Genomic DNA, 24,993 nt, shown 5'->3' on the forward strand with positions numbered 1-24,993 from the left:
ACGGCCCGCTGAGCTGGGTCCACTCCGCACCGTGGTACTGTAGGTACACAACGGCGCGGGGTGGAGCAGCTCGGTAGCTCGCTGGGCTCATAACCCAGAGGTCGCAGGTTCAAATCCTGTCCCCGCTACTGAAGTCGAGGGCCCGGATCCTTTTGGATCCGGGCCCTCGACGTATGTCATGGACCGGCGTGTCCGAAGTGTGTGCCGAACGGGGCGAGTTGAGTCCGGCGTGTTGGGGTGAGACGTGTTTGACTTATCTCTCTGTGGGCATGTCGACAAAACGCTGAAGTGACCTCACTGGCTGCGGTATACCAGGTGTACGCGGGTTGCAGGTGGTGCGACGATGGGAATTATGGGGGACAGGGCAACTCTGTTGAAGACAGGGCGGTTTGTGCACGAACACGCCGGTACCGCGGTGGCCGCGGTGGGCGTGGCCGCCGTGATGGCCGTCGACGCCGTGGATCCGCTCGAGTCCCTGACGCCTGTGGAGCCCATGGCCGCCTCCGATTCCGAGGCGGAGACCGAGGCCAGGCACCGTCGCGCGGCCGAGACCGGGGACGTCGCGTCCATCAGCGCCCTCGGTGCGATGCTGCTGCGCCGTGGCGACCTCGATGGTGCGGAGCCGCATCTGCGCACGGCCACCGCCGAGGGCGACCGGGCCGCCGCGAACAATCTGGGTGTGCTGCTGCACCAGCGCGGTTACGCCGACGAGGCGGCCGGCTGGTGGCGTATCGCCGCCGTCGCCGGCTCCGCCGCCGCGGCGCACGCGCTCGGCCGGCACTTCCGGGAGCGCGGCGACGAGCCCGCCGCCGAGTACTGGCTGCGCCAGTCCGCCGAGCAGGGCCATGCGCTCGGCGCGTACGCCCTGGCCGACCTGCTGGAGCACCGCAGCGAGCCGGGTGCGGAGCGCTGGCTTCGCGCGGCTGCCGACCAGGGGCATCGCGAGGCCGCCTACCGCCTGGCCCGTGCGCTGGAGCGGCAGGCGCTCGCCACGGACGTACCAGCGGACAGGGACAAGGGCGGGGACGCGGATGCGGACGCCGGTTCCGGCGCCGCAGCCGTGGTCCGTGACGACGACAGCCGTGCGGTGGGGACGACGGCCTCGGACGTGTCCGGCGGTCCGGACGCGCCCATGGCGTTCGCCGAGGGCGGGACGGCCGGAGCAGCGGAAGCGCTGCGGGAGACCGAGCAGTGGTACCGGCAGGCCGCCGCGCGTGGGCACCGGCGGGCCGCGCTGCATCTCGGGGGCATCCTCGAGCGGCGGGGCGAGCTCAAGGAGGCCGCGCGCTGGTACCTCACGTCCGCGAAGGACGGAGAGGCACGCGCCGCGTGTGCGCTGGGATTCCTGCTGAGGGACGCGGGCGACGAGGAGAGCGCCGCCGTGTGGTGGCTGCGGGCCGCCCAGGACGGCGATGGCAACGCTGCCAACGCGCTGGGCGCACTGCACGCCGCACGCGGTGAGCAGCAGTCCGCGGAGCGCTGGTACCGCACCGCCATGGACGCGGGCGACGTCAACGGTGCGTACAACCTGGGTCTGCTCTGCGCGGCCCAGGGCCGTACGAGCCAGGCCGAGCAGTGGTACCGCCGTGCCGCCTACGCCGGGCACCGCGAGGCCGCCAACGCGCTCGCCGTACTGCTGCTGCAGGCCGGGGACGCGACGGGCGCCGAGCCCTGGTTCTCCAAGGCCGCGGAGTCGGGGAGCGTGGACGCCGCGTTCAACCTCGGCATCCTGTACGCGGGCCGGGACGACGACCGTACGGCCCTGCGCTGGTACGAGCGCGCCGCCGCCGCCGGACACACCGAGGCCGCCCTCCAGGTCGGCATGGCCAGTCTGCGCGACGGGGACGAGCAGACCGCCGAGCGCCATCTGCGGTGCGCGGCGGGCGGCGGCAGTGCCGAGGCCGCGTTCAGGCTCGCGACGCTGCTGGACGCCCGTCAGCCGCTGCCCGGCCCGCCGGCGCTCGGTGAGCCCGTGGGTGAGAAGACCGAGTGCGAGGAGTGGTACGAGCGTGCGGCCGAGCAGGGGCACCGGCGTGCCCAGGTGCGCGTCGGCATGCTCGCGGCGGCTCGCGGTGACATCGCCGACGCGGCCCGCTGGTACCGGGAGGCCGCCGACGCGGGCAGCCGCAACGGTGCGTTCAACCTCGGGCTGCTGCTCGCCCGCGAGGGCAACGAGCGTGAGGCCGCCCTGTGGTGGACCCGCGCCGCACGGGCCGGTCACGGCCGCGCGGCGCTGCGGCTCGCACTGCTCGCCGCGCGCCGCGGCGAGCTCACCGAGGGTCAGCGCTGGTGTGCCCGTGCCGTGGAGCTGGGGCCCGCCGAGGTCGCCAAGCGGGCCGAGGCGCTGCGGGAGGCGCTGCACCAGGAACTCACGGCGTGAGCGGACGGCCGGCGGTGACCGGATTCGCCGGTGATCGGGTCGCTGAACAGGTGGGCGAACAGGTGAACGGTTACTGATTTGCTCTGGTCAGCGCGGTGACGTACTGTTGGGTTCACCGACGCGGGGTGGAGCAGCTCGGTAGCTCGCTGGGCTCATAACCCAGAGGTCGCAGGTTCAAATCCTGTCCCCGCTACCACGCACTCAAGGCCTGGATCCATGGATCCGGGCCTTGAGTCTTTTTGGTCGACGTTGTCGGCGGCCCGTTCTGCCGAGGGTGCGCGTGAGGTGCCCGAAGGCTAGGCGCCCCGAGGCTGGGCGCCCGAAGGCTAAGCGCTCGCGCAGTCCGGGCAGAGGCCCCGGTACGTGACCTCGACGTCGGAGATCGTGAAGCCGAAGCGCTCCGTCGCCGGAAGGTCCGTGAGCGGATTGCCGGTCGGGTGGACGTCGCGGATCGAGCCGCAGTGGGCGCAGACCAGGTGCTGGTGCGGCTGGTGGGCGTTCGGGTCGTAGCGCTTGGCGCGACGGTCCGTGGACACCTCCAGGACCTCGCCCAGCGAGACCAGCTCACCCAGCGTGTTGTACACCGTCGCCCGGGAGATCTCGGGCAGCCGCTCGACGGCGCGTGCGTGCACCTCGTCGGCGGTCAGATGGACGTGCTCACCGTCGAGAACTTCGGCCACGACGCGCCGCTGCGCGGTCATACGCCAGCCGCGTCCGCGCAGTCGTTCCAACAGGTCGCTCATACGTATCAGCCTAACAGCAGGGGGCGTCTGTTCCGAACAGGTGTGACTTTGGAATCTGGCTTGACTTAGACAATGTCTATCGTAGGATCGGGAACGGCATTGGCCAAGGACAGGACTTGCACGCAATGAGGCAGGATTCGCAGGAGGCGCACGTGACGCAGGGACCGCTCACCACGGAGGCCGGCGCGCCGGTCGCCGACAACCAGAACAGCGAGACCGCGGGCGTCGGCGGTCCGGTGCTGGTCCAGGACCAGCTGCTGCTGGAGAAGCTCGCGCACTTCAACCGTGAGCGCATCCCGGAGCGCGTCGTCCACGCGCGTGGTGCGGGCGCCTACGGCACGTTCACCGTGACCGCGGACGTCACCAGGTACACCCGTGCGAAGTTCCTCTCCGAGGTCGGCAAGCAGACCGAGACGTTCCTGCGCTTCTCCACCGTCGCGGGCAACCTCGGTGCGGCCGACGCGGTGCGCGACCCCCGCGGCTGGGCGCTGAAGTTCTACACCGAGGAGGGCAACTACGACCTCGTCGGCAACAACACCCCGGTGTTCTTCATCAAGGACGCCATCAAGTTCCCGGACTTCATCCACACGCAGAAGCGCGACCCGTACACGGGCAGCCAGGAAGCGGACAACGTGTGGGACTTCTGGGGGCTGAGCCCGGAGTCGACCCACCAGGTGACCTGGCTGTTCGGTGACCGCGGCATCCCCGCCTCGTACCGCCACATGAACGGCTACGGCTCGCACACGTACCAGTGGAACAACGAGGCCGGTGAGGTCTTCTGGGTCAAGTACCACTTCAAGACCGACCAGGGCATCAATAACCTCACCCAGGCCGAGGCCAACAGGCTCGCGGGCGAGGACCCGGACAGCCACCAGCGCGATCTGCGCGAGTCCATCGAGCGCGGTGACTTCCCGTCCTGGACCGTGCAGGTCCAGATCATGCCGGCGGCCGAGGCGGCGAACTACCGCTTCAACCCGTTCGACCTCACCAAGGTGTGGCCGCACGAGGACTACCCGCCGATCGAGATCGGCAAGCTGGAGCTCAACCGCAACCCGGAGAACGTCTTCGCCGAGGTCGAGCAGTCGATCTTCAGCCCCGCCCACTTCGTGCCGGGCATCGGCCCCTCCCCGGACAAGATGCTCCAGGGCCGTCTCTTCGCGTACGGCGACGCCCATCGCTACCGCGTCGGCATCAACGCCGACCACCTGCCGGTGAACCGCCCGCACGCCACCGAGGCGCGCACCAACTCCCGTGACGGCTTCCTCTACGACGGCCGCCACAAGGGCGCGAAGAACTACGAGCCGAACAGCTTCGGCGGACCGTTCCAGACGGACAGGCCCCTGTGGCAGCCGACGGCCGTCGCCGGCGCCACCGGTGACCACGCGGCCCCGTCGCACTCCGAGGACGGCGATTTCGTCCAGGCGGGCAACCTGTACCGCCTGATGTCCGAGGACGAGAAGGGCCGTCTGATCGAGAACCTGGCGGGCTTCATCGCCAAGGTCTCCCGTGACGACATCGCCGAGCGTGCCCTCGACAACTTCCGTCGGGCCGACGGTGACTTCGGCAAGCGGCTGGAGGCCGCGGTCCAGGCCCTGCGCGGCTGACAACCAGCACTGGATCGCTTGCCGTAAGAGGGAGGGCCGGATCTCCGCAGAGGAGATCCGGCCCTCTCGCATGCGCGCGGCCAGCGGTCGGCGGTCGGCGGTCACAGGTTGGTGATCGGCGGTTTCGTCGCGGTCGGTCGAAGTCCGGTCGGGGGGTGGGGTCGGGATCAGCCCGCGAGCGTCGTCGCCGCGGCCCGGTGCCGGGCAGGCGCCCAGCAGCGGATGATGTCGCGTACGGAGACGATGCCGACGGGTCCGTGGGCGTCGAGCACGATGAGGTGGCGGAAGCCGCCGTGCGTCATGGCCTCGGCGGCCTCCTCCAGCGTCCAGGCCGGCGCGGCGAAGACGACATCGGTCGTGGTGTGGGTGCCTGCGGTCTCACGGTCCGGGTCCTGGCCCGCGCCGAGAGAGTTCAGGATGTCGCGCTCGGTGAGGATGCCGAGGCCGCTGGTGTCGGGGTCGAGGACGACGGCCGCCCCGACCCGGCGCGCGGCCATCAGCCGGGCGGCCTGTCGGAGGGTGTGTGCGGGCCCGATGGTGAGGACCACCGTGCTCATGGCGTCACGGACGAGCATGGATGGAGCCACCTCCTTGGTGAACCGTTCAACGAGAACTGATTCACAAGTTCACAAGTGGGGGGACTCTCAGAGTCGCAGTGATTCCGGATGCCAACAAGAGGGGGCGCGTCGTCCTTCGGTGGAAACGGGGGCACGCCCCCGGAGCGCGCCGCTCGGTAGTGCTGGGACCGATCGGCTCCGAAGCGGCCTGCTCCCGCGCGTCTGCGGGCGTGCCGCGCACGGGTGATCGCCCCGGCGGCACGGTCCGGAGGAACTACGCTGGGACATGGCGTCTGCACGGTGGGAGATGTCATGGATGTCGATCTGCGCAAGATGCGCTACTTCGTGGTGGTGGCCGAGGAGCTGCACTTCGGCCGGGCCGCCGAGCGGCTGCACATCACGCAACCGGTGCTGTCCCGGCAGATCCGCGCGCTGGAGCAGGAGCTCCGCGCACAGCTGTTCACCAGGAACAAGCAGACCACCGCGCTGACGGCCGCCGGCCGACAGCTGCTGGAGGACGCTCGGCCCCTGCTGGCCGCCGCGCAGGCCCTGTGCCGCCGGGTCCAGCAGGCCACCCGCGGATCTCCGGAGTTCACGGTCGGCTTCATGCCCGGGATCACCGTGACCGGCGCGGTGCGTGCCTTCTCCGCCAGGCACCCCGAGCTGAGTGTGCAGGTGGTGCGCACGTCCGGGGGCGACCAGGTCAAAGGGGTGCACGAGGGCCTTCTCGACGTGAGCTTCGTACGGCTACCGGTGGACCATCGCGGCCTGGAGTTGCGCCCGCTCTTCCGGGAGCCCCGCGTCGCCGTACTGCCGGCGGACCACCGTCTGGCGGGCAAGGAGTCCATCGTCATCGCGGATCTGGCGCCCGAGCGGCTGCTGCAGGACCCCGACGCCGTCCCCGAGTGGCGCGACCTCCCCGAGCGGACCGGCGGCGAGGAGGCTTGGCCGCGGCCGTCGTTCGCCACCGTCGAGGAGAAGCTGGAACACGTCGCGACGTCCGGGGGCGTCCTCGTCCTGCCGCTGTCCACCGCGGTCTACTACACCCATGCCGATGTCGCGCACGTGCCCATCGACGACATCGGCCCCAACGAGGTCTGCCTTGCCTGGAGCGCCGGCCGCCGCTCCCCTCTGCTCGCGGAGTTCGCCGACATCGCCGCTGCCCAGCACTGATGCCCTGGGGACATCACCGCTGACGGAAGAGGTCTTGGACGCCGGCCGCGGCACGGCGCCAGGGTGGAGGAGCGGCGGAATCCGCCGCCGCCATCGACAAGGACCGTGAGAGCGATGCAGATCTTCGTCACAGGCGGCTCCGGCTACATCGGCCGTTCCACCATCCGGGCACTGACCGGGCACGGCGTCGGCGTGACGGCGCTGGCGCGCAGTGAACACGCGGCGCGCACCGTGTCCGACCTCGGCGCCACCCCGGTTGCGGGGACGCTCACCGACACCGACGTCCTCCATGAGGCGGCCCGCGTGGCCGACGGGGTCATCCACCTCGGGGTGGACTACGCCGAGGGCACCGCGGACGTCGACCGCGCAGCGGCGGAGGCGCTGCAGGACGGCGTGGGAGGCGGCCCCTATGTGCACACGGGCGGGGTGTGGGTGTACGGCGACACCGACGGGGTCGTCGACGAGGACGCCCCGCTGAGCCCGCCGCGTATCACCGCCTGGCGGCTGGAGAACGAGAAGCGGGTGCTCGCCCGGGCCGCCACCGGAGAGCACCCGGTCGTGGTGATGCCAGGGCTGGTCTACGGCCGCTCCGGCGGACTGGCGCAGTCGTTCTTCGTCGAGCCGGGGCGCTCCGCAGGTGCGGTGCCCTGCATCGGGGACCGCTCCAACCACTGGGCGCTGGTTCACGTCGACGACATCGCCGAGCTGTACGTCCTGGCACTGAACGCCCCGGCCGGTTCCCTCTACGCCGGGGTCGGCGGCCAGAACCTTCCGCTCGCCGACGTCGCCCGAGCCCTCAGCCACGCCGCCGGATGCCCGGGCAGGATCGACGCGCTCACCCTGGAGGAGGCCGTGCGGCGGATGGGGCCGATCGCCGAGGCATTCGCCCTCGACCAGCAGTTCAGCGGCGCCCGGGCCCGTCGCGAACTCGGCTGGACGCCCACCCGTCTCGACGCCCTGGCCGAACTCGCCCAGGGCTGAACCACCCGCGTGGCCACGACGGCGCAAGGGGCCTGGGCAAGCGGGAAACGCGCAGGTCAGGCCGCAAGCTGCCTCAGTAGCGCTGGTTCAGGTAGCCCAGCAGTTCCTCGTGCAGCAGACCGTTCGAGGCCGCCGCATTGCCGCTGTGCGGCCCCGGCGTCCCGTCGAGGCCGGTGAAGCTGCCGCCCGCCTCCTGCACGATGATCGCGTTCGCGGCCATGTCCCAGAGGGACAGCTCCGGCTCCGCGCAGATGTCCACCGAACCCTCGGCGACCATCATGTACGGCCAGAAGTCTCCGTACGCGCGGGTGCGCCAGACCTCACGGGTCAGGTCCAGGAAGCCGTCGAGCCGGCCCCGCTCCTCCCAGCCGCTCAGGGACGAGTACGCGAACGAGGCGTCGGACAGCTGCTCGACCTTCGAGACGTTCATCCGGGTCGCGGAGGACAGGCTGCGGCCCGTGTACGCGCCCGCCCCCTTCGCCGCCCACCAGCGGCGGCCCAGTGCCGGAGCGGACACGACGCCGACGACCGGCTGGTAGCCGCCCTCGCCGGCCTCCATCAGGGAGATCAGCGTCGCCCAGACCGGCACCCCGCGGACGTAGTTCTTCGTGCCGTCGATCGGGTCGATGACCCAGCGCCGCGGGCCCGTGCCCTCGATGCCGTACTCCTCGCCCAGGATCGCGTCGCGCGGCCTGGCGCGCTGGAGCTGGGACCGGATCAGCTCCTCGGACGCCTTGTCGGCCTCGCTCACCGGAGTCATGTCCGGTTTGGTCTCGACCTTGAGGTCGAGTGCCTTGAACCGGCCCATCGTCGCCGCGTCGGCGGCGTCCGCGAGGACATGGGCGAGACGCAGATCATCGTGATAACCGGCCATGGTCGCACTCTATCGCCGGGTGCCGCGGCGAAAGCCTGCGGCCCTGGGGCCCAGGCCGGCGCGGGCGGTATTGACAGCGGGTGCCCGGCCGTCAACTCTGAGCGAAGAGCCGCTGGGCCGCGAAGGCCCCGCCCGGGAGGCCCCGATGCCCACAGCGCGAGAAGCCCTGCTGAACGCCGCTCTCACCGCTCTCTCCGGACTGCCCTGGTCCGGGATACGCATGGTCGACGTCGCGTCGGCGGCCGGGGTCTCCCGGCAGACGCTCTACAACGAGTTCGGCAGCAAGGACGGCCTCGCCCGCGCGCTCGTGCGGCGCGAGGCCGACGCGTATCTCCACGGCGTGGACCGGATCCTCGCCGAGCGGACCGGCATCGCCGAGCAACTGGTGTCGCTCGCCGAGTGGACCGTAAGCGAGGCTCGCGCCCGGCCGCTGCTGCGTGCCCTGCTCACCGGCGCGTGGAGTGAGCGGCTGCCCGCCCCCCGGCCCGCGCGCCCGTCCGTCGCCGGCGCCGCGGTCCCGGCCCAGCGGCGCGCGGACGCGGGACACCCGGCACCGGCCGAGCTGGTCGCGGCGGTACGGGACCGCTCGCTCGCGGTGCTGGGGCAGGTCGGTGTGCGCCGTGCCGAGGAGGAGGCGGTCCTGCTCGCCCATCGCTGCGAGCTGGCCGTGCGCCTCGCGCTCTCCTGTGTGGTCGCGCCGGCGCCCGAAGGGGTCGGTCAGCTGGTCCGTACAGCGCTCAGTGCGCCGGGCTCGAGAGCTGCAGTCCGATGACGCCCGCGATCACGAGGCCGATCGAGACGATCTTCAGGGTCGAGGCCACCTCGCCGAGGAAGATCATTCCGTAGATCGCGGTGCCCGACGCTCCGATGCCCGTCCACACCGCGTACGCCGGACCGACGTCGAGCTTGCGCAGGGACAGCGTCAGCAGCCCGAAGCTGCTCATGGCGAAGGCGGCGAACGCGATGGTCGGCCAGAGCCGGGTGAAGCCGTGCGACAGCTTCAGACAGATCGCGAACCCCGTCTCCAGGAGTCCGGCGACGACTACGAGCAGCCACGCCATGGTCAGTGCCTCCCGCGTCCCCAGTTCCGCGCCCAGTGACTGATTCAGTGACTGCTTCGTCTCGCTTGGTGCGATTATGCACTTACCAGCCGTGGTCGCCCGCAAACGTGCGCGGCTCAGTCGCCTTCGCGTCGCTCGCGCGTCGCCAGCAGTCGTCTCAACGAGTACAGACGCGCGGGATCGGCGTGTCCCTGAGCGACCCAGTCGTCCAGCGCGCAGTCCGGCTCGTCGTGCGAACAGGCACGTGGACAGCCCTCCGTGCCCGGCTGCAGATCCGGGAAGGCGTTGATGACCCGGGACGGGTCGACATGATGCAGCCCGAAGGACCGCACGCCCGGCGTGTCGATCACCCAGCCACCGGTGCCCGCCAGCGGCAGCGCCAGCGCCGAGGTGGTGGTGTGCCGGCCGCGGCCCGTGACCGCGTTGACCACCCCGGTGCTCCGCCGGCGCTCCTCCGGCACCAGCGCGTTGACCAGCGTCGTCTTACCGACGCCCGAGTGGCCGACGAAGGCGGTGATCCGGCCCCCGATCTGCTCACGCACCCGCTCGGCGGCCTCGCCGTCGTACAGCTCGTCACGCGACGTCACGACAAACGGGATGTCCAGCGCGCCGTACAGCTCCAGCAGCGCCGACGGCGGCGCCAGGTCCGACTTGGTCAGCACCAGCAGCGGCTCCAGACCGCCGTCGAACGCCGCGACCAGACAGCGGTCGATCAACCGCGGGCGCGGCTCCGGGTCGGCGAGCGCCGTCACGATGGCGAGCTGGTCGGCGTTGGCGACGACGACGCGCTCGTAGGGATCGTCGTCGTCGGCCGTGCGGCGCAGGACGGAGGTGCGCTTGCCGATCCGGACGATGCGGGCCAGCGTGTCCTTCTTGCCGGACAGATCGCCGACCAGTTCGACCCGGTCGCCCACCACGGCCGCCTTGCGGCCCAGCTCACGGGCCTTCATCGCCAAGACCGTACGGTCCTCGACAAGACAGGTGAGGCGGCCGCGGTCCACGGTGAGGACCATGCCCTCGGCCGCGTCCTCGTGCTTCGGGCGGATGCTCGTACGCGGCCGGTTGCCCTTGGGGTTCGGGCGCTGGCGGATGTCGTCCTCGTCGGTGTGCTTGCCGTAGCGGCGCATGTCGTGCCGTCCCGCTCAGTTGCCCGTGAGCATGTCGGTCCACATCCTCGGGAAGTCGGGCAGGGTCTTGGCGGTCGTCGCCACGTTCTCGATCTCCACACCGGGCACGGCGAGGCCGAGGATCGAACCGGCCGTGGCCATCCGGTGGTCGTCGTACGTGTGGAACACCCCGCCGTGCAGCGGGCGCGGCCGGATGTGCAGCCCGTCCTCGGTCTCGGTGACATCGCCGCCCAGCTCGTTGATCTCCTTGGTGAGCGCGGCGAGGCGGTCGGTCTCGTGGAGCCGCAGATGCGCGACACCGCGCAGCGTCGAGGGGGAGTCGGCCAGGGCGGCCACCGCGGCGATGCCCGGGGTCAGCTCGCCGACCTCGCCCAGGTCGACGTCGATTCCGTGGATACGGCCCGTGCCGGTGAACGTCAGACCGGCGTCGGTGAGCTCGCAGGAACCGCCCATCTCGGTGAAGATCTCGCGCAGCGCGTCACCGGGCTGGGTGGTGCGCTCGGGCCAGTCGGGGACGGTGACCCGGCCGCCGGTCACCAGCGCGGCCGCCAGGAACGGCTGGGCGTTGGACAGATCCGGTTCGACGGTCAGATCGCGGCCCAGCAGCGCACCGCTGCGGACCCGCCAGACATCGCGCTCACCGCCGGTCTCCGGCTCGTCCACCTGCGCCCCGACCGTACGGAGCATGTCGACGGTCATCCGGATGTGCGGCATCGACGGCAGGCGGGAGCCCACATGCCGCACCTCCACACCCTGGTTGAAGCGCGGCGCCGAGAGCAGCAGGGCGGACACGAACTGCGACGACGAGGAGGCGTCGATCTCGACCGGTCCGCCGTCGAGCGCCCCGCCGCCGTGCACGGTCATCGGGAGCGCACCCCGGCCGTCGTCGTCGATCCGGGCGCCCAGCGCACGCAGCGCGTTGATCACGCCGCCGAGAGGACGCTCGTACGACCGGGGGTCGCCGTCGAAGCGGATGGGGCCGTCGGCGAGCGCCGCGACCGGCGGGAGGAAGCGCATCACCGTGCCGGCGTTGCCGACGTCGACCGTGGCGGGGCCGTGCAGTCCGGCCGGGATGATCCGCCAGGCCTCGCCGCTGTCGGGACCGCCGGTGGCGGTGGAGCTGGAGGAGATCTGCTCCTCGATGCCGACGCCCATGGCCCGCAGGGCCTCCGCCATCAGCAGGGTGTCTCGGGAGCGCAGGGGGCGGCGCAGCCAGCCGGGCTCGGCGGCCAGCGCGGCCAGTACGAGCGCGCGGTTGGTGACGGATTTCGACCCGGGAACGGTGACCGTCGCATCGACGGGCCCGCTCGCGTGCGGGGCGGGCCAGAGGGCGGGGTGCACGGGGGTCTCGGTCATGGCCTTCACTTTAGTGGGCCCGTGGGGCCGCAGCCGTTCCCCGACCGGTCAGTGAGCACCCCGACCGGTCACAGACCGAGCAGCCAGCGGCCTCCGCCGATCAATGAGCACAGCGACACGGCGTGGAAGAGGAAGAACCACATCGCGGGCGGCACATGGGTCAGCCGCGCCAGCTGGTCCGCGTCCGAGTCGGGTGCGCCACCGTGGCGCCGCTTGGCCTGGAGCTCGAAGGCCGGGCGGACGCCGCCGAGCAGCAGGAACCACACCGCCGCGTACGCGAACGCCGCCTGCACGGCCGGCTCGGTCAGCCAGGACACCAGGAGGAACGCGGCACCCGTGAGGATCACGGTGAGCGCCCCGTACAGGTTGCGGATCATCACCAGCATCGCGATCAGCAGGGCCGTCGCCACCCAGAGCAGCAGCGTGATGCGGTGCGCGGCCAGCAGCCAGGCGCCGCCGAGGCCGAGCAGGGGCGGCGCGGTGTAGCCGGCGGCCGCCGTGAGGATCATGCCGAGGCCGGTCGGCTTTCCGCGGCTGACGGTCAGCCCGCTGGTGTCGGAGTGCAGCCGGATGCCCTGCAGCCGGCGGCCGGTGACCAGGGCGATGAGGCCGTGACCGCCCTCGTGGGCGATGGTGATCGCGTTGCGGGACAGCCGCCACAACGCGTGCGGGACGACCGCGACGAGGGCGAGCGCGGCCGCGGCTATGACCAGCCACTGCTCGGGCGCGGGCTGGGTGCCGAAGACTTCGGGTGTGACCATGTCCGGGGTGGCTCCTCGGGAGGCGCGGGGTCGTGGCAGTGTGGCACTTATGTGCGGACGGTATGCAGCGAGTCGTAGGCCCGAGGACCTCACCGGACTCTTCCACGTGGAGAAGTGGGAGCCGACGGAGACCCTGGCCCCCGACTGGAACGTGGCCCCGACGAAAGAGGTCTACGCGGTACTGGAGCGTCCTGTGAAGGACGCGGACGACAGTCGTCCGGTTCGCCAGCTGCGCAAACTCAAGTGGGGACTCGTCCCGTCCTTCGCGAAGACGCCCGAAGGCGGGGCCCGGATGATCAACGCCCGCGCGGAGACCGTCCACGAGAAGCCCTCGTTCCGCCGCCCCTTCGTCGCCAGGCGCTGCATCCTGCCCGCCGACGGCTACTACGAGTGGGTCACCGGCGCCGACGAGCGGGAGCTGGAGGTGCAGGGCAGGAAGAAGCGGCCCCGCAAGCAGCCGTACTTCGTCACGCCTGCCGACGGCTCGGTCTTCGCGATGGCCGGGCTCTACGAGTTCTGGCGCGACCGGACCCTGCCCGACGACCACCCCCAGTCCTGGTGGGTGACCTGCTCGGTGATCACGACGGAGGCGGAGACCAGCCCGCTGGCGGTGGCGCCCGCCGAGGGGCCGCATGCGCTGGCCGACATCCACCCGCGGATGCCGCTGATGCTCACCGAGGACCGCTGGGACGCCTGGCTGGACCCGGCCCGCACCGATACGGACGAGCTGCGTGCGTTGCTGGCACCGCCGCCGCCCGGGCTGATGCGTGCGTACCCCGTGGGCACCGCGGTCTCGAACGTCCGCAACAACGGGCCCGAGCTGCTGGAGGAGCTGGCGGCGCCCGAGGTCGGCACGCTGTTCTGAGACTTCGGGGCCGGCTGATGTGACACTGCTGACGTGACACAGAGCGAGATCATCGCGACACCCGCCGGGGACGCGCGCATCACCTGGCACCCGGCCACGACAGGGGCCCGGCTCGTGCTGGCGGTCAGCCATGGCGCTGGCGGCGGCATCGGCGCACGCGACCTGCAGGCACTCGCCGCCGAGCTGCCCGCCGCCGGGGTGACGGTGGCCCTCGTGGAACAGCCCTGGCGGGTGGCAGGGAAGAAGGTGGCACCCGCGCCGAAGACCCTGGACATCGCCTGGCGGGCCCTGTGGCCGGCGCTGGAGAAGAAGGGCCTGCCCGTCGTCGCGGGCGGGCGCAGCGCCGGGGCGCGCGTGGCCTGCCGCACCGCCCGCGAGCTGGGCGCCCGCGCCGTACTCGCGCTCAGCTTCCCGCTCCACCCGCCCGGGAAGCCGGAGAAGTCCCGCGCCGAGGAGCTGCTCGGCGCGGGCGTGCCCGTCCTCGTCGTCCAGGGAGGCAATGACCCGTTCGGGAAGCCGGAGGAGTTTCCCGGGGGCGAGTACGAGCTGATCGAGGTGGACTCCGCCGACCACGGGCTCTCCGTACCCAAGCGAGCGGCACTGAGCCAGGAGGAGGCCCTGGCCGCCGTGGTCGACGGCGTACGGAAGTGGATCACCGCGCTCGCCTGACGCCGCCTCCGGCACCGCACCCCCGCCACCGAACCCCGGGTAACCCGGGCACCGCACCCGCCGACTCCCAGGTGTCGCGCCCGTCACCCCGGTAACGGCCGCCCGGGGAATAGGGGAGGGCGGGTCTTCTGTTGTGGCTGACGTCAGTACAGGAAGCGTGGAGAGGGAGTCCAGCGCATGGGTTCGACCATCTGCCCGAGCAGGTCGCAGGCCGCCGACCTCGAGTGGACCGTGCTGTCCGCGCCGAAGGCGGCCACGATTCGGGCGGCGGGCGGAGCGGTTGGTCGTCTATCCTCCGATTCGAGCGGGTCCGGTCTCGGCCCCGCCACAGCGTTGGAGGAGGTGGGTCCGGTCACTGGGACCGACGACGGCCGTGCCGAAGAGACGGCCGGCGAGCGCAACGCCCGCTTCGAGCGGGACGCTCTCGGCTACCTCGACCAGATGTACTCGGCCGCGCTGCGCATGACGCGCAATCCGGCCGACGCCGAGGATCTCGTACAGGAGACGTACGCGAAGGCCTACGGTTCGTTCCACCAGTTCCGCGAGGGCACGAACCTCAAGGCGTGGATGTACCGCATCCTCACGAACACCTTCATCAACTCGTACCGCAAGAAGCAGCGCGAGCCCCAGCGCAGTGCCGCCGAGGAGATCGAGGACTGGCAGCTCGCCCGCGCCGAGTCGCACATGTCGACCGGTCTGCGCTCCGCCGAGTCCCAGGCCCTCGACCATCTGCCCGACTCGGACGTGAAGGAAGCCCTGCAGGCGATCCCCGAGGAGTTCCGCATCGCCGTCTATCTCGCCGATGTAGAGGGCTTTGCCTACAAGGAGATCGCGGACATCATGGGGACACCCATCGGTACGGTGATGTCCCGACTGCACCGGGGTCGCCGCCAGCTGCGCGGCATGCTCGAGGACTACGCCCGCGATCGCGGACTCGTTCCAGCGGGCGCCGGGGAGTCGACGAACGATCGGAAAGGCGCGGGCTCATGAGCTGCGGAGAGCCGCACGAGACTGACTGCGCAGAGGTGCTCGACCATCTTTACGAGTTCCTCGACCGCGAGATGCCCGACGCCGACTGCACGAAGTTCGAGGTGCACTTCGAGGAGTGCTCCCCGTGCCTCGAGAAGTACGGCCTGGAGCAGGCGGTCAAGAAGCTCGTCAAGCGCTGCTGCGGCCATGACGACGTACCGGTGGATCTGCGTGCCAAGGTCATGGGGCGGATCGAGCTGATCAGGGCCGGTGAGACCGTGCCCGACCACGATGTGACAGCGGACCCGGCCGACGCGCCGACCCCCGCGGAGTAGTCCGGCTCCGCCGGTGGACGTGGCTCCGCCGGCACGACGGACGAAGGGGCGGGCCCGCCCGGGCCACGCCCCTTCGCCGTGCCCGGGCACGTCCTTGGCCGTTCTTCGCCGTATCGGAGCACGCCCTTCGCCGTGCCCGGACACACCCTTCGCCGTATCCGGGCACATCACGCTCGTGTCACCCGATGGTGCTAATCGGCCGCTTCCGAACCTCCGGACCCGGCCAACTCGCTAGCCTTGCGCTCGATTTGGGGGCGGCCTAGGAGGCTGAGAGCGGGTGAAAGGCATTCCCGGAACGGCGCGCGTGTACATCGGGTGCGCCGTGGTGGGCGCCGGAGTGTGTGCTCTGCCTGCCGTGCGCCCCGGAGCGGGTACGCCGTGGAGCGCCCTCGCGCTGCTCGCCGGGCTGTACGCCGTCTGCGAGGCGGCCGCGCGCTGTCCCTTCCCCGGGCGGCTGCCCGGCCGGTCCGCGCCCATCGGCGCCGGATCGTTCTTCCCCGTACTGCTCGCCGCGGCGCTGCTGCTGCCGCCCGCGGCGGCCGCGCTGGCCGCGGTACCGGGGGCACTGTTCGCCCACGTCGAGCAGCGTCCCCGCGGCGTCCGGCGCGTCTGGCGGGCGGCCCAGCTCGCCCTGGCCGCCTGGGCCGCGTCCCGTACGGCCGTCCTGCTCGACGGCCCGGCCGCGCTGAGCAGCCCCGACTTCCCCTACGCGCTGCTGCCCGCGACCGCCGCCGCACTCACGTTCTGCCTCGTCGTGACCGCGCTCGACGGAGTCATCCTCGCCGGCGCCGAACGCGTCCCCTTACGGTCGGCCTGGCGGGGAACGCTGCTGCGCTCGCTCGGCCCGCATGTCGTGCACGGGCTGGCCGGGCTGATGATGGCGGTGCTGTGGCGCAGCCCCTACGGCCCGGTGTCCGCGCTGTTCGTCCTGCTGCCGATGTACATCTCCAGCTGGGTCTTCGCGCAGTACCACCGCGAGCAGGGCGCCCACCGGTCCACCATCCGCGCCCTGGTGCAGGCCGTCGACATCAAGGACAGGTACACCCGCGGGCACAGCGAGCGGGTGGGCCGTGCGTCCGTGCTGATCGCCCGCGAGCTGGGCATGGCGGAGGAGCGCCTCGAAGTGCTGCGCTTCGCCGGGATCCTCCATGACGTCGGCAAGCTGGGCGTGCCCACGCGGGTGCTGCGCAAGGACGGCCCGCTCACGCCGGAGGAGCGCCGGGTCATCGAGCTGCACCCGGAGTACGGGCACGAGATGGTCCGCGGCATCGGCTTCCTCGGCGAGGCGAGGGCGGCGATCCTGCACCACCACGAACGCCTCGACGGCAGCGGCTACCCGTACGGCCTCGTGGGCCGCCAGATCCCCGAGTTCGCCCGGGTCGTCGCCGTCGCCGACGCCTTCGACGCCATGACCTCGACCCGGTCGTACAGCAGGGCGCGGCCCGTCGCCACCGCCGTCGAGGAGCTCAAGCGCTGCGCCGGCACGCAGTTCGACCCCCGGATGGTCCGTGCCCTCGTCCGTGCCCTCGACCGCCACGGCTGGGAGACCACCGTCACCGCCGACGAACCCGCCGTACCCGCCCAGCCGCGCCGGGAGCGGCCCGCCGCCCCGGTGGTCCCCACGGTGGCACCGGCGGCGGCACGGCACAGGCGGGGCGGATGAGACCGAGGGCGGGGCGGACGGGACCGAGGGCGCCGGCCGTCGTCACGGCCGTGTACGGCGCCGCCGCCGTGCTCACCGCGGCCGGGCTCGGCAGGACCGCGTGGAGCGGGATCGAGGACCCGGGGATCGCGCTCGCGTTCGGTGTGCTCATCGCCGTCGGGGAGCTGGCCCGCTGGGGCGCGCTTCCCGGAGAGCGGGAACCCGCGCCCCTCGGGTCGGCCGGAGCGCTCGCGTACGCGCTGCTCGGCGAGAGCGGCGGGCGGCCCACCACCCATGGTGTCCTCCAGGTCGTCGCGGTCGTCACCGCGGCCGCCCTCGTCGGCGCCGTACCGCACATCGCCCGGGGCCGCGGGCCCGCCCTCGACCATGTGGCGCGCAGGGTGCTCACCGTCGCCTTCGCCGCGGTCTGCTTCCAGCCGCTGTACAACTCCGGTGCGCTGGCCGACCATCTCGGCAGAGGGCCGTACCACGCTCTCTACCTGCTGCTCCTGCTGCTCCTCACCGCACTCTGCGACGCCGTGCTCGCCGCGCTGATGCTCCGCGCCCGTACGCGGCACCCCTACGGGCCGCTGCTGCGCGACGAGCTGCGCGCGCTGCCCGGCATAGGCTCCGCCGTCTGCGCCACCGGTGCCGTGATGGCGCTCGGCACCGCCGTCGCCGGGCTCTGGGCACTGCCCGTCTTCTGTCTGCCGCTGCTGCTCAGCCAGCTCTCGTTCCGGCGGTACGCGGCGGTCCGCACCACCTACCGGCAGACCATCGCCTCACTCGCCCGGGCGACCGAGATCGCCGGCTACACCCCTCACGGGCATGCCCACAGGGTGGCCGCGCTGAGCACGGCCGTCGGCCGTGAGCTGGGGCTCTCCGGGCCCGAGCTGACCGTTCTGGAGTACGCGGCGCTGATGCACGACATCGGGCAGCTCTCGCTCGTCGACCCGGTCCCGGAAGGCGCCACCGCCCTGCTGCCGGTCGTGGAACAGCGCAGGATCGCGCTCCTGGGCGGTGCCGTCGTCCGTCAGACGGGGGTTCCCGCGGCCGTCGCCGTGGTCGTCGAGCGCCAGGCCGACCCCTACCGGGAACAGCCGCTGCCCGCCCGGATTGTCCGTACCGTCAACGCGTACGACGATCTCACCGGTGAAAGTGCGGGGAGCGCTCTGGCCGCCCTGGAGCAGCTCCGCCTCGGTACCGCCCGCGACTACCAGCCGGAAGTCGTGGAATCCCTGGCCCGCGTCCTGTCGCGTGGTGGTCTCGGTCCCGCCCGGGCTGGGTAACCCATGGGTAATGAGCGGCCGTCCGACCGGGCATGGTTGGATGCGAAAGAAGGACCACTGAGAGATATAGACACACAGACACTCAGACAAGTGTCCGGGGGCAATGACCCGAGCGACCGGCAGGCGGGAATCGTGAGGATCTTCGGGAAGGTACGGCATCGGCCCTCCGCCTCTTGGCGGCAGGCCACCGACCGCGCGTTCACGCTGATCGGCGACGGCCGGTACGAGGACGCGGGCGCGCTGCTCACGCGCGCGGCGGACCTGGAGCCCTGGCTCTCCGAGTCCTGGTTCAACCTGGCGCTGCTGCACAAGTTCCGGCACGACTGGGAGCAGGCGCGCGCCGCGGGCCTGCGGGCCGTCGCGCTGCTGGACAAGGAGACCGGCGCTCCCGACTGGTGGAACGTCGGGATCGCGGCGACCGCGCTGCAGGACTGGCCGCTGGCCCGCCGTGCCTGGCAGGCGTACGGGCTGAAGGTGCCCGGAGGCCCGCGTGCCGCGGGCGGCGGAGGGGCCGCGGCGGGCGTCGAGCCCGTCGGGATGGAGCTGGGCAGCGCCGCCGTACGGCTGTCGCCGGAGGGCGAGGCCGAGGTCGTATGGGGTCGCAGGCTCGACCCGGCGCGCATGGAGGTCCTGTCCATTCCGCTGCCGTCCTCCGGCCGCCGCTGGGGCGAGGTCGTCCTGCACGACGGGGTCCCGCATGGCGAGCGGACCACGGCCGCGGGCCACAGCTTCCCCGTCTTCGACGAGATCGAGCTCTGGGCGCCCTCGCCCGTCCCCACCTGGGTGGTGCTGCTGGAGGCCGCCACGGAGGACGACCGGGACGCGCTGGAGCAGCTGGCCGCCGACGCCGGGTTCGCCGCCGAGGACTGGTCCTCGTCGGTGCGGCTGCTGTGCCGGGCCTGTTCCGAGAGCCGGATGCCCAGCGCCGAGGGCGACGGGGAGCACTTGGACCCGCACGACCACAGCGAGCCGGGCCACCCGGGGCCGCTCGGCCACCGCACGGCCGGGGATCTGTGGGTGCCGGAGCGCGAGTGCGGTATCGCGGCGCCGGCCGCGCTGGTCCGGGGGCTGCTCGACGGCTGGGTGGCGGACAGTCCCGACAGCCGTGAGTGGCGGGATCTCGAGGAAGTCTGCTGACCACTCCGGCGGGGGCCGTAGGCTGTACGGGTCACCGGGACGGTTTTGAGGAAGGCTTACGGCGGAATGGCGCAGCAGGAGACGGACGAGCAGATCAACGACGGCTTCGTCGTCGACACGGAGGACTGCGAGGAGCGTGAGCGGGCCTACCGCGAGCGTGGCACGGCCCGTCCCATCACCGTCGTCGGCAACCCGGTGCTCCACAAGGAGTGCAAGGACGTCACCGAGTTCGACGAGGGGCTCGCGGCGCTGATCGACGACATGTTCGCCAGCCAGCGGGCGGCCGAGGGCGTGGGCCTGGCCGCCAACCAGATCGGCGTGGACCTGAAGGTCTTCGTCTACGACTGCCCCGACGACGAGGGCCTGCGTCACACGGGCGTCGTCTGCAACCCGGTGCTGCAGGAGCTGCCGCCGGAGCGCCGCGTCCTCGACGACTCCAACGAGGGCTGCCTGTCGGTCCCGACGGCCTACGCGTCGCTGGCCCGCCCCGACTACGCCGAGGTGCACGGCCAGGACGCCGAGGGCAACCCGATCAAGGTCCGCGGCACCGGCTACTTCGCGCGCTGCCTGCAGCACGAGACGGACCACCTGTACGGCTACCTGTACATCGACCGGCTGTCGAAGCGGGACCGCAAGGACGCGCTGCGGCAGATGGCCGACGGCACGCCGCGCTACGAGACCGTGCCGAACGACTGACCCCTGCGGCTGCACCTTCGGCTGATCCCTGAGCGATTGGTCCCTGCGGCTGCCCCTTCGGCCGCCGCTCGCCGTCGTGCGTGTCCGCGCCCCGCTCCGTAGACCGGTGCGGGGCGCGGCCGTTACCGCCAGTGGGCCGACAAATGACAGCTGTCCCGGCCCTGTTGACGCGCGTCGACCGTCACGTCAGTCTCTGGCGTGCACTCCCTCATCCGGTGGACTCGTCATGGAGGGCCGATGCCCCGACGCACCGCTCGACTCCTGCTGTCCTTTGTCATGCTCATGGCCGCCTCGTTGGGTGGGGTCGTGGCCACCGCCGGCACGGCGCACGCCGACGGCTGCTACACCTGGTCCCGCACCCTCTCCCAGGGCGCCAACGGCGCCGATGTCACCCAGCTCCAGATCCGCGTCGCCGGATACCCCGGCTCCGGCGCGGTCCTCGCGATCGACGGCGACTACGGTCCCGCGACCACCGCCGCGGTCAAGCGCTTCCAGTCGGCGTACGGACTCGCCGCCGACGGCGTCGCCGGCCCCGGCACGTTCAACAAGCTCTACGCCCTTCAGGACGACGACTGCACCCCGATCCACTTCAGCTACGCCGAGCTCAACGACTGCAACTCCACCTGGGCGGGCGGCGCGGTGAGCGCCGCCACCGCGAAGTCCAACGCCCTGCGCACCATGTGGAAGCTCGAAGCCATGCGGCACGCCCTCGGCGACCAGCCCATCACCGTGACCAGCGGCTTCCGCTCGCACGCGTGCAACGACGCGGTCGGCGGGGCATCGAGCAGCCGCCACCTCTACGGCGACGCCGCCGACCTCGGTGCCGGCCCCCACACCCTGTGCAGACTCGCCCAGCAGGCCCGTAACCACGGCTTCAACGGCATCCTCGGCCCCGGCTACCCGGACCACAACGACCACACCCACCTCGACCACCGTCCCAGCCGCTTCTGGTCCGCGCCGAGCTGCGGGATCTGACCGGGTCGGGCCGCGCGGACGCAACGCGCGGGGGCCCGGGCCGCAGCCGGCCCGGGCCCCCACGAAATCGACGACGGCTCCTAGAAGTCCTCGTCCAGGTCCACCGATCCCTCGACGGCCACCTGGTAGGCGGACGGACGGCGCTCGAAGAAGTTGGTCAGCTCCTGAACGCCCTGCAGCTCCATGAAGGAGAAGGGGTTCTCGGAGCCGAACACCGGGGCGAAGCCCAGTCGGGTGAGCCGCTGGTCGGCGACGCACTGCAGGTACTCGCGCATGGACTCGGTGTTCATGCCGGGCAGGCCGTCACCGCACAGATCGCGGGCGAACTGCAGCTCCGCCTCGACGGCCTCCGTCAGCATGTCCGTGACCTGCTGCCGGAGTTCGTCGTCGAAGAGCTCCGGCTCCTCCTTGCGGACGGTGTCCACGACCTCGAACGCGAAGTTCATGTGCATCGTCTCGTCCCGGAACACCCAGTTCGTGCCGGTCGCCAGACCGTGCAGCAGCCCCCGCGAGCGGAACCAGTACACGTACGCGAAGGCACCGTAGAAGAACAGCCCCTCGATGCACGCCGCGAAGCAGATCAGGTTCAGCAGGAACCGGCGGCGGTCCGACCGGGTCTCCAGCCGGTCGATCTTCTCGACCGAGTCCATCCACCTGAAGCAGAACTGGGCCTTCTCCCGGATGGACGGGATGTTCTCCACGGCGTCGAAGGCCGCGGTGCGGTCCGCCGGATCGGGCAGATAGGTGTCCAGCAGCGTCAGATAGAACTGGACGTGCACGGCCTCCTCGAAGAGCTGCCGCGACAGATACAGCCGCGCCTCGGGGGAGTTGATGTGCTTGTACAGCGTCAGCACCAGGTTGTTCGCGACGATCGAGTCACCGGTCGCGAAGAACGCGACCAGGCGGCCGATCAGATGCTGCTCGCCCGGGGACAGTTTGGCCAGGTCGGCGACGTCCGAGTGGAGGTCGACCTCCTCCACCGTCCAGGTGTTCTTGATGGCGTCCCGGTAGCGGTCGTAGAAGTCCGGGTAGCGCATCGGGCGGAGAGTCAGTTCGAAGCCCGGGTCGAGCAGGTTCTTGGAATTGGCGGTCATAGCAGTCGGCGCGAAGCGCCGTCCTCCAGGGGGAGTGGTCGGGTGGCGGGCCGGAGTTACTGGCACGCCTCGCAGGACTCGGGGTTCTCCAGCGAGCACGCGACGGCCTCTTCGGGCTTCGCCTGCGCGGGTACGGGGACGGTGGCGCCCGAGGCGGCACGGGCGATCCGGGTCGCCGGGCGCGAGCGCAGGTAGTACGTCGTCTTCAGACCCTGCTTCCAGGCGTACGCGTACATCGAGGAGAGCTTGCCGATGGTCGGCGTCTCCAGGAAGAGGTTCAGCGACTGGGACTGGTCCAGGAACGGGGTGCGGGCCGCGGCCATGTCGATCAGACCGCGCTGGGGGATCTCCCACGCGGTGCGGTAGAGCTCGCGCACCTGCGCCGGGATCCAGTTCAGGCCCTGCACCGAGCCGGCCGACTCGCGCAGCGCCTCACGGGTCTGCGCGTCCCACACGCCCAGGCGCTTCAGCTCCTCGACCAGGTAGGAGTTGACCTGGAGGAACTCACCGGAGAGCGTCTCGCGCTTGAAGAGGTTGGAGACCTGCGGCTCGATGCACTCGTACACACCGGCGATCGACGCGATGGTCGCGGTCGGGGCGATCGCGAGGAGCAGCGAGTTGCGCATACCGGTCGCGGCGACCCGCTCGCGCAGCGCGGCCCAGCGCTCGGGCCAGTTGAGCTCCACGTCGTAGTGGTCCGGGTGCAGCACACCGCGTGCGGCGCGGGTCTGCTCCCAGGCCGGCAGCGGGCCGCTGCGCTCGGCGAGGTCGCAGGACGCCTCGTACGCGGCCAGCATGATCCGTTCGGCGATCCGCGTCGACAGCGCCTTCGCCTCGGCGGAGTCGAACGGCAGCCGCAGCTTGAAGAAGACGTCCTGAAGGCCCATGGCGCCGAGGCCCACCGGGCGCCACTTGGCGTTGGAGCGGCCGGCCTGCTCGGTCGGGTAGAAGTTGATGTCCACCACGCGGTCGAGGAACGTCACGGCGGTGCGGACGGTCTCGTCCAGCCGCTGCCAGTCGATCTCGCCGGCCCCGGTCACGAACGCGCCCAGGTTCACCGAGCCGAGGTTGCAGACGGCGGTCTCCCCGTCGTTCGTCACCTCGATGATCTCGGTGCAGAGGTTGGAGGAGTGGACGACCGTGCCGGGCTCGGCGGTCTGGTTCGCGGTCCGGTTGGAGGCGTCCTTGAACGTCATCCAGCCGTTGCCGGTCTGCGCGAGGGTACGCATCATGCGGCCGTACAGTTCGCGGGCCGGCAGGGTCTTGCGGGCCAGCCCGGAGGCCTCCGCCGCGCGGTACGCGGCGTCGAAGTCGTCACCCCACAGGTCCACGAGTTCGGGCACGTCGGCGGGGGAGAAGAGCGACCAGTCGGCGTCCGCGTTCACCCGGCGCATGAACTCGTCGGGGATCCAGTGCGCGAGGTTGAGGTTGTGCGTACGCCGCGCCTCCTCGCCCGTGTTGTCCCGCAGCTCCAGGAACTCCTCGATGTCCGCGTGCCAGGTCTCCAGGTACACGCAGGCCGCGCCCTTGCGGCGGCCGCCCTGGTTGACGGCGGCGACGGACGAGTCGAGGGTCCGCAGGAACGGGACGATGCCGTTGGAGTGGCCGTTGGTACCGCGGATCAGCGAACCGCGGGAGCGGATACGGGAGTACGAGAGCCCGATGCCGCCCGCGTGCTTCGACAGCCGCGCGACCTGGTGGTAGCGGTCGTAGATGGAGTCCAGCTCGTCCAGCGGCGAGTCCAGCAGATAGCAGGACGACATCTGGGGGTGCCGGGTGCCGGAGTTGAACAGGGTGGGCGACGACGGCAGATAGTCCAGCCGGCTCATCAGGCCGTACAGCGAGGCGACCTCGTCCAGAGCGGGAACGGAGTCGTTCTCGGCGAGACCGGCGGCGACGCGCAGCATGAAGTGCTGCGGGGTCTCGATGACCTTGCGGGTGATCGGGTGCCGGAGCAGATAGCGGCTGTAGAGGGTGCGCAGGCCGAAGTAGCCGAAGCGGTCATCGGCTGCCGGGTCGATCAGTGAGTCGAGACGGGCGGCGTGGGTCCCTACGAACGCGGCGGTGCGGTCCGCGATAAGGCCCTCGCGGTGACCGACGGCGATCGAGCCGGAGAAGACGGCCGCCCCCTGCGAGGCCGCCTCCGCCGCGATCGTGAGGGTGAGCAACCTGGCCGCGAGCCGCGAGTACGCCGGGTCCTCGGAGATCAGACCGGCGGCCGCCTCGGTGGCCAGCTCCCGCAGTTCGGCCTCGTCCGATCCCGCGTGACGGCCCCGGAGGGCGGCGGCGGCGACACGTCCCGGGTCGGTGTCGGGAAGATCGGCGGTGAGGTCGGTCAGGGTCCGCAGAAGCGCGGTACCTGGCTCGTCGACGAGCTGCGTTGAAGCAGGATCGGGCGGCGCGATGGTCACGGGGTGCTCTCCCTCGCTCGGCTCGGGGCCGGCGGGGCGCGGGGCACGGATGCACGCCCTGTCGTGGGGATGCGCCGCGTCCACCGACCTGTTCCGCGAGGCCCGGACGTTCTCGGCACCCGAACCGGACGGCCCGGGCGCACCGTCGGCAGGTCCTCGGACTCGCGGGAGGCACGTGCGTAGGCACGCGCGCACCGGCACACCGTTGCGGGACAGTCCCGGATTCGCACCGGATTCCCCTGCGGCGACAGCGAGATGAGCATACATGTGGGGTGCGGTGGTTGCCGCACCCCC

General features: G+C 71.4%; 23 protein-coding genes, 2 tRNA genes and 1 riboswitch. Of the genes, 16 read left to right on the plus strand and 9 right to left on the minus strand.

Annotated elements, in window-relative coordinates:
* Window positions 1-54: 54 nt before the first annotated feature.
* From OG766_RS23575 to OG766_RS23585, 3 genes are all read left to right on the plus strand, one after another.
* A tRNA-Met gene (locus tag OG766_RS23575) sits at window positions 55-128 on the plus strand.
* Window positions 129-343: 215 nt separating this feature from the next.
* Window positions 344-2,380: a tetratricopeptide repeat protein gene (locus OG766_RS23580; RefSeq protein WP_328726140.1), complete on the plus strand. Its 2,037-nt coding sequence runs from the start codon at window positions 344-346 to the stop codon at window positions 2,378-2,380.
* A 119-nt stretch (window positions 2,381-2,499) separates the two neighbouring features.
* Window positions 2,500-2,576, plus strand: a tRNA-Met gene (locus OG766_RS23585).
* A gap of 130 nt (window positions 2,577-2,706) precedes the next feature.
* On the opposite strand, the gene OG766_RS23590 is transcribed toward OG766_RS23585, so the two are convergent.
* Complete coding sequence (locus OG766_RS23590) at window positions 2,707-3,123, minus strand: Fur family transcriptional regulator (protein WP_266382767.1); 417 nt, start codon at window positions 3,121-3,123, stop codon at window positions 2,707-2,709.
* A gap of 125 nt (window positions 3,124-3,248) precedes the next feature.
* Between OG766_RS23590 and OG766_RS23595 the strand changes: the two genes are divergently transcribed.
* On the plus strand, window positions 3,249-4,727 hold the full coding sequence (locus OG766_RS23595; RefSeq protein ID WP_266382770.1) for a catalase: 1,479 nt from the start codon (window positions 3,249-3,251) through the stop codon (window positions 4,725-4,727).
* A gap of 167 nt (window positions 4,728-4,894) precedes the next feature.
* Here OG766_RS23595 and OG766_RS23600 read toward each other — a convergent pair whose 3' ends face one another.
* Entirely contained in the window at window positions 4,895-5,302 is a 408-nt protein-coding gene (locus OG766_RS23600; protein WP_266382773.1) for a CBS domain-containing protein, read from the minus strand.
* 294 nt (window positions 5,303-5,596) lie between these two features.
* Here OG766_RS23600 and OG766_RS23605 point away from each other — a divergent pair, with 294 nt between their 5' ends.
* Entirely contained in the window at window positions 5,597-6,457 is an 861-nt protein-coding gene (locus OG766_RS23605) for a LysR family transcriptional regulator (protein WP_328726141.1), read from the plus strand.
* Window positions 6,458-6,571: 114 nt separating this feature from the next.
* Window positions 6,572-7,438 carry an NAD-dependent epimerase/dehydratase family protein gene (locus tag OG766_RS23610; protein ID WP_328726142.1) on the plus strand — a complete coding sequence of 289 codons (867 nt, stop codon included), beginning with the start codon at window positions 6,572-6,574 and terminating at the stop codon, window positions 7,436-7,438.
* Between the two features lie 73 nt (window positions 7,439-7,511).
* Here the strand turns inward: OG766_RS23610 and hisN are convergent, their stop codons facing one another.
* A complete protein-coding gene (hisN, locus tag OG766_RS23615) occupies window positions 7,512-8,312 on the minus strand; it encodes a histidinol-phosphatase (protein ID WP_266382782.1) in 801 nt (266 codons plus the stop codon).
* Between the two features lie 145 nt (window positions 8,313-8,457).
* Here hisN and OG766_RS23620 point away from each other — a divergent pair, with 145 nt between their 5' ends.
* Entirely contained in the window at window positions 8,458-9,084 is a 627-nt protein-coding gene (locus tag OG766_RS23620) for a TetR/AcrR family transcriptional regulator (RefSeq protein WP_328726143.1), read from the plus strand.
* Here the strand turns inward: OG766_RS23620 and OG766_RS23625 are convergent.
* The 4 genes from OG766_RS23625 to OG766_RS23640 all read right to left on the minus strand — a co-directional run bounded on the left by OG766_RS23625 (window position 9,050) and on the right by OG766_RS23640 (window position 12,617).
* Window positions 9,050-9,373 carry a DMT family transporter gene (locus OG766_RS23625; protein WP_266382788.1) on the minus strand — a complete coding sequence of 108 codons (324 nt, stop codon included), beginning with the start codon at window positions 9,371-9,373 and terminating at the stop codon, window positions 9,050-9,052. The genes OG766_RS23620 and OG766_RS23625 overlap by 35 nt on opposite strands.
* Before the next feature lie 116 nt (window positions 9,374-9,489).
* Window positions 9,490-10,500: a ribosome small subunit-dependent GTPase A gene (rsgA, locus tag OG766_RS23630; RefSeq protein ID WP_266382791.1), complete on the minus strand. Its 1,011-nt coding sequence runs from the start codon at window positions 10,498-10,500 to the stop codon at window positions 9,490-9,492.
* Between the two features lie 15 nt (window positions 10,501-10,515).
* Window positions 10,516-11,856, minus strand: a complete 1,341-nt coding sequence (gene aroA / locus OG766_RS23635) for a 3-phosphoshikimate 1-carboxyvinyltransferase (RefSeq protein WP_266382794.1) — start codon at window positions 11,854-11,856, stop codon at window positions 10,516-10,518.
* 68 nt (window positions 11,857-11,924) lie between these two features.
* Window positions 11,925-12,617 (minus strand): M50 family metallopeptidase, encoded by a 693-nt coding sequence (locus OG766_RS23640; RefSeq protein WP_328726144.1) that lies wholly within the window; start codon window positions 12,615-12,617, stop codon window positions 11,925-11,927.
* A gap of 49 nt (window positions 12,618-12,666) precedes the next feature.
* Between OG766_RS23640 and OG766_RS23645 the strand changes: the two genes are divergently transcribed.
* The 9 genes from OG766_RS23645 (at window position 12,667) to OG766_RS23685 (ending at window position 21,194) form a co-directional block, all read left to right on the plus strand.
* Window positions 12,667-13,482: an SOS response-associated peptidase gene (locus OG766_RS23645; protein WP_266382800.1), complete on the plus strand. Its 816-nt coding sequence runs from the start codon at window positions 12,667-12,669 to the stop codon at window positions 13,480-13,482.
* 33 nt (window positions 13,483-13,515) lie between these two features.
* Complete coding sequence (locus OG766_RS23650; protein WP_328726145.1) at window positions 13,516-14,151, plus strand: alpha/beta hydrolase family protein; 636 nt, start codon at window positions 13,516-13,518, stop codon at window positions 14,149-14,151.
* A 342-nt stretch (window positions 14,152-14,493) separates the two neighbouring features.
* Window positions 14,494-15,141 carry a sigma-70 family RNA polymerase sigma factor gene (locus tag OG766_RS23655; protein WP_423247198.1) on the plus strand — a complete coding sequence of 216 codons (648 nt, stop codon included), beginning with the start codon at window positions 14,494-14,496 and terminating at the stop codon, window positions 15,139-15,141.
* A complete protein-coding gene (rsrA, locus tag OG766_RS23660) occupies window positions 15,138-15,455 on the plus strand; it encodes a mycothiol system anti-sigma-R factor (protein ID WP_266382810.1) in 318 nt (105 codons plus the stop codon). The genes OG766_RS23655 and rsrA overlap by 4 nt, the downstream gene beginning before the upstream one ends.
* Before the next feature lie 277 nt (window positions 15,456-15,732).
* Window positions 15,733-17,118, plus strand: coding sequence for an HD-GYP domain-containing protein (locus OG766_RS23665; protein ID WP_266382815.1), 1,386 nt, complete (start codon window positions 15,733-15,735; stop codon window positions 17,116-17,118).
* Window positions 17,115-18,386, plus strand: a complete 1,272-nt coding sequence (locus tag OG766_RS23670) for an HD-GYP domain-containing protein (protein WP_266382819.1) — start codon at window positions 17,115-17,117, stop codon at window positions 18,384-18,386. Before OG766_RS23665 ends, OG766_RS23670 begins: the two co-directional genes overlap by 4 nt.
* Window positions 18,387-18,518: 132 nt before the next feature.
* A complete protein-coding gene (locus tag OG766_RS23675; RefSeq protein ID WP_266384434.1) occupies window positions 18,519-19,523 on the plus strand; it encodes a tetratricopeptide repeat protein in 1,005 nt (334 codons plus the stop codon).
* Between the two features lie 66 nt (window positions 19,524-19,589).
* Window positions 19,590-20,219: a peptide deformylase gene (gene def / locus OG766_RS23680; RefSeq protein ID WP_328726146.1), complete on the plus strand. Its 630-nt coding sequence runs from the start codon at window positions 19,590-19,592 to the stop codon at window positions 20,217-20,219.
* A 237-nt stretch (window positions 20,220-20,456) separates the two neighbouring features.
* The gene (locus OG766_RS23685) at window positions 20,457-21,194 is read left to right on the plus strand and encodes a D-Ala-D-Ala carboxypeptidase family metallohydrolase (RefSeq protein WP_328726147.1); all 738 of its coding nucleotides are present in this window, start codon (window positions 20,457-20,459) and stop codon (window positions 21,192-21,194) included.
* An 80-nt stretch (window positions 21,195-21,274) separates the two neighbouring features.
* Here the strand turns inward: OG766_RS23685 and OG766_RS23690 are convergent, their stop codons facing one another.
* Window positions 21,275-22,288 (minus strand): ribonucleotide-diphosphate reductase subunit beta, encoded by a 1,014-nt coding sequence (locus tag OG766_RS23690; RefSeq protein ID WP_266382828.1) that lies wholly within the window; start codon window positions 22,286-22,288, stop codon window positions 21,275-21,277.
* A 56-nt stretch (window positions 22,289-22,344) separates the two neighbouring features.
* On the minus strand, window positions 22,345-24,699 hold the full coding sequence (locus OG766_RS23695; protein ID WP_328726148.1) for a ribonucleoside-diphosphate reductase subunit alpha: 2,355 nt from the start codon (window positions 24,697-24,699) through the stop codon (window positions 22,345-22,347).
* A 130-nt stretch (window positions 24,700-24,829) separates the two neighbouring features.
* Window positions 24,830-24,963: riboswitch (cobalamin riboswitch) on the minus strand.
* Window positions 24,964-24,993 lie beyond the last annotated feature (30 nt).

This window comes from Streptomyces sp. NBC_00259, from assembly GCF_036181745.1.
In the GTDB taxonomy this organism is placed as follows: domain Bacteria; phylum Actinomycetota; class Actinomycetes; order Streptomycetales; family Streptomycetaceae; genus Streptomyces; species Streptomyces pratisoli.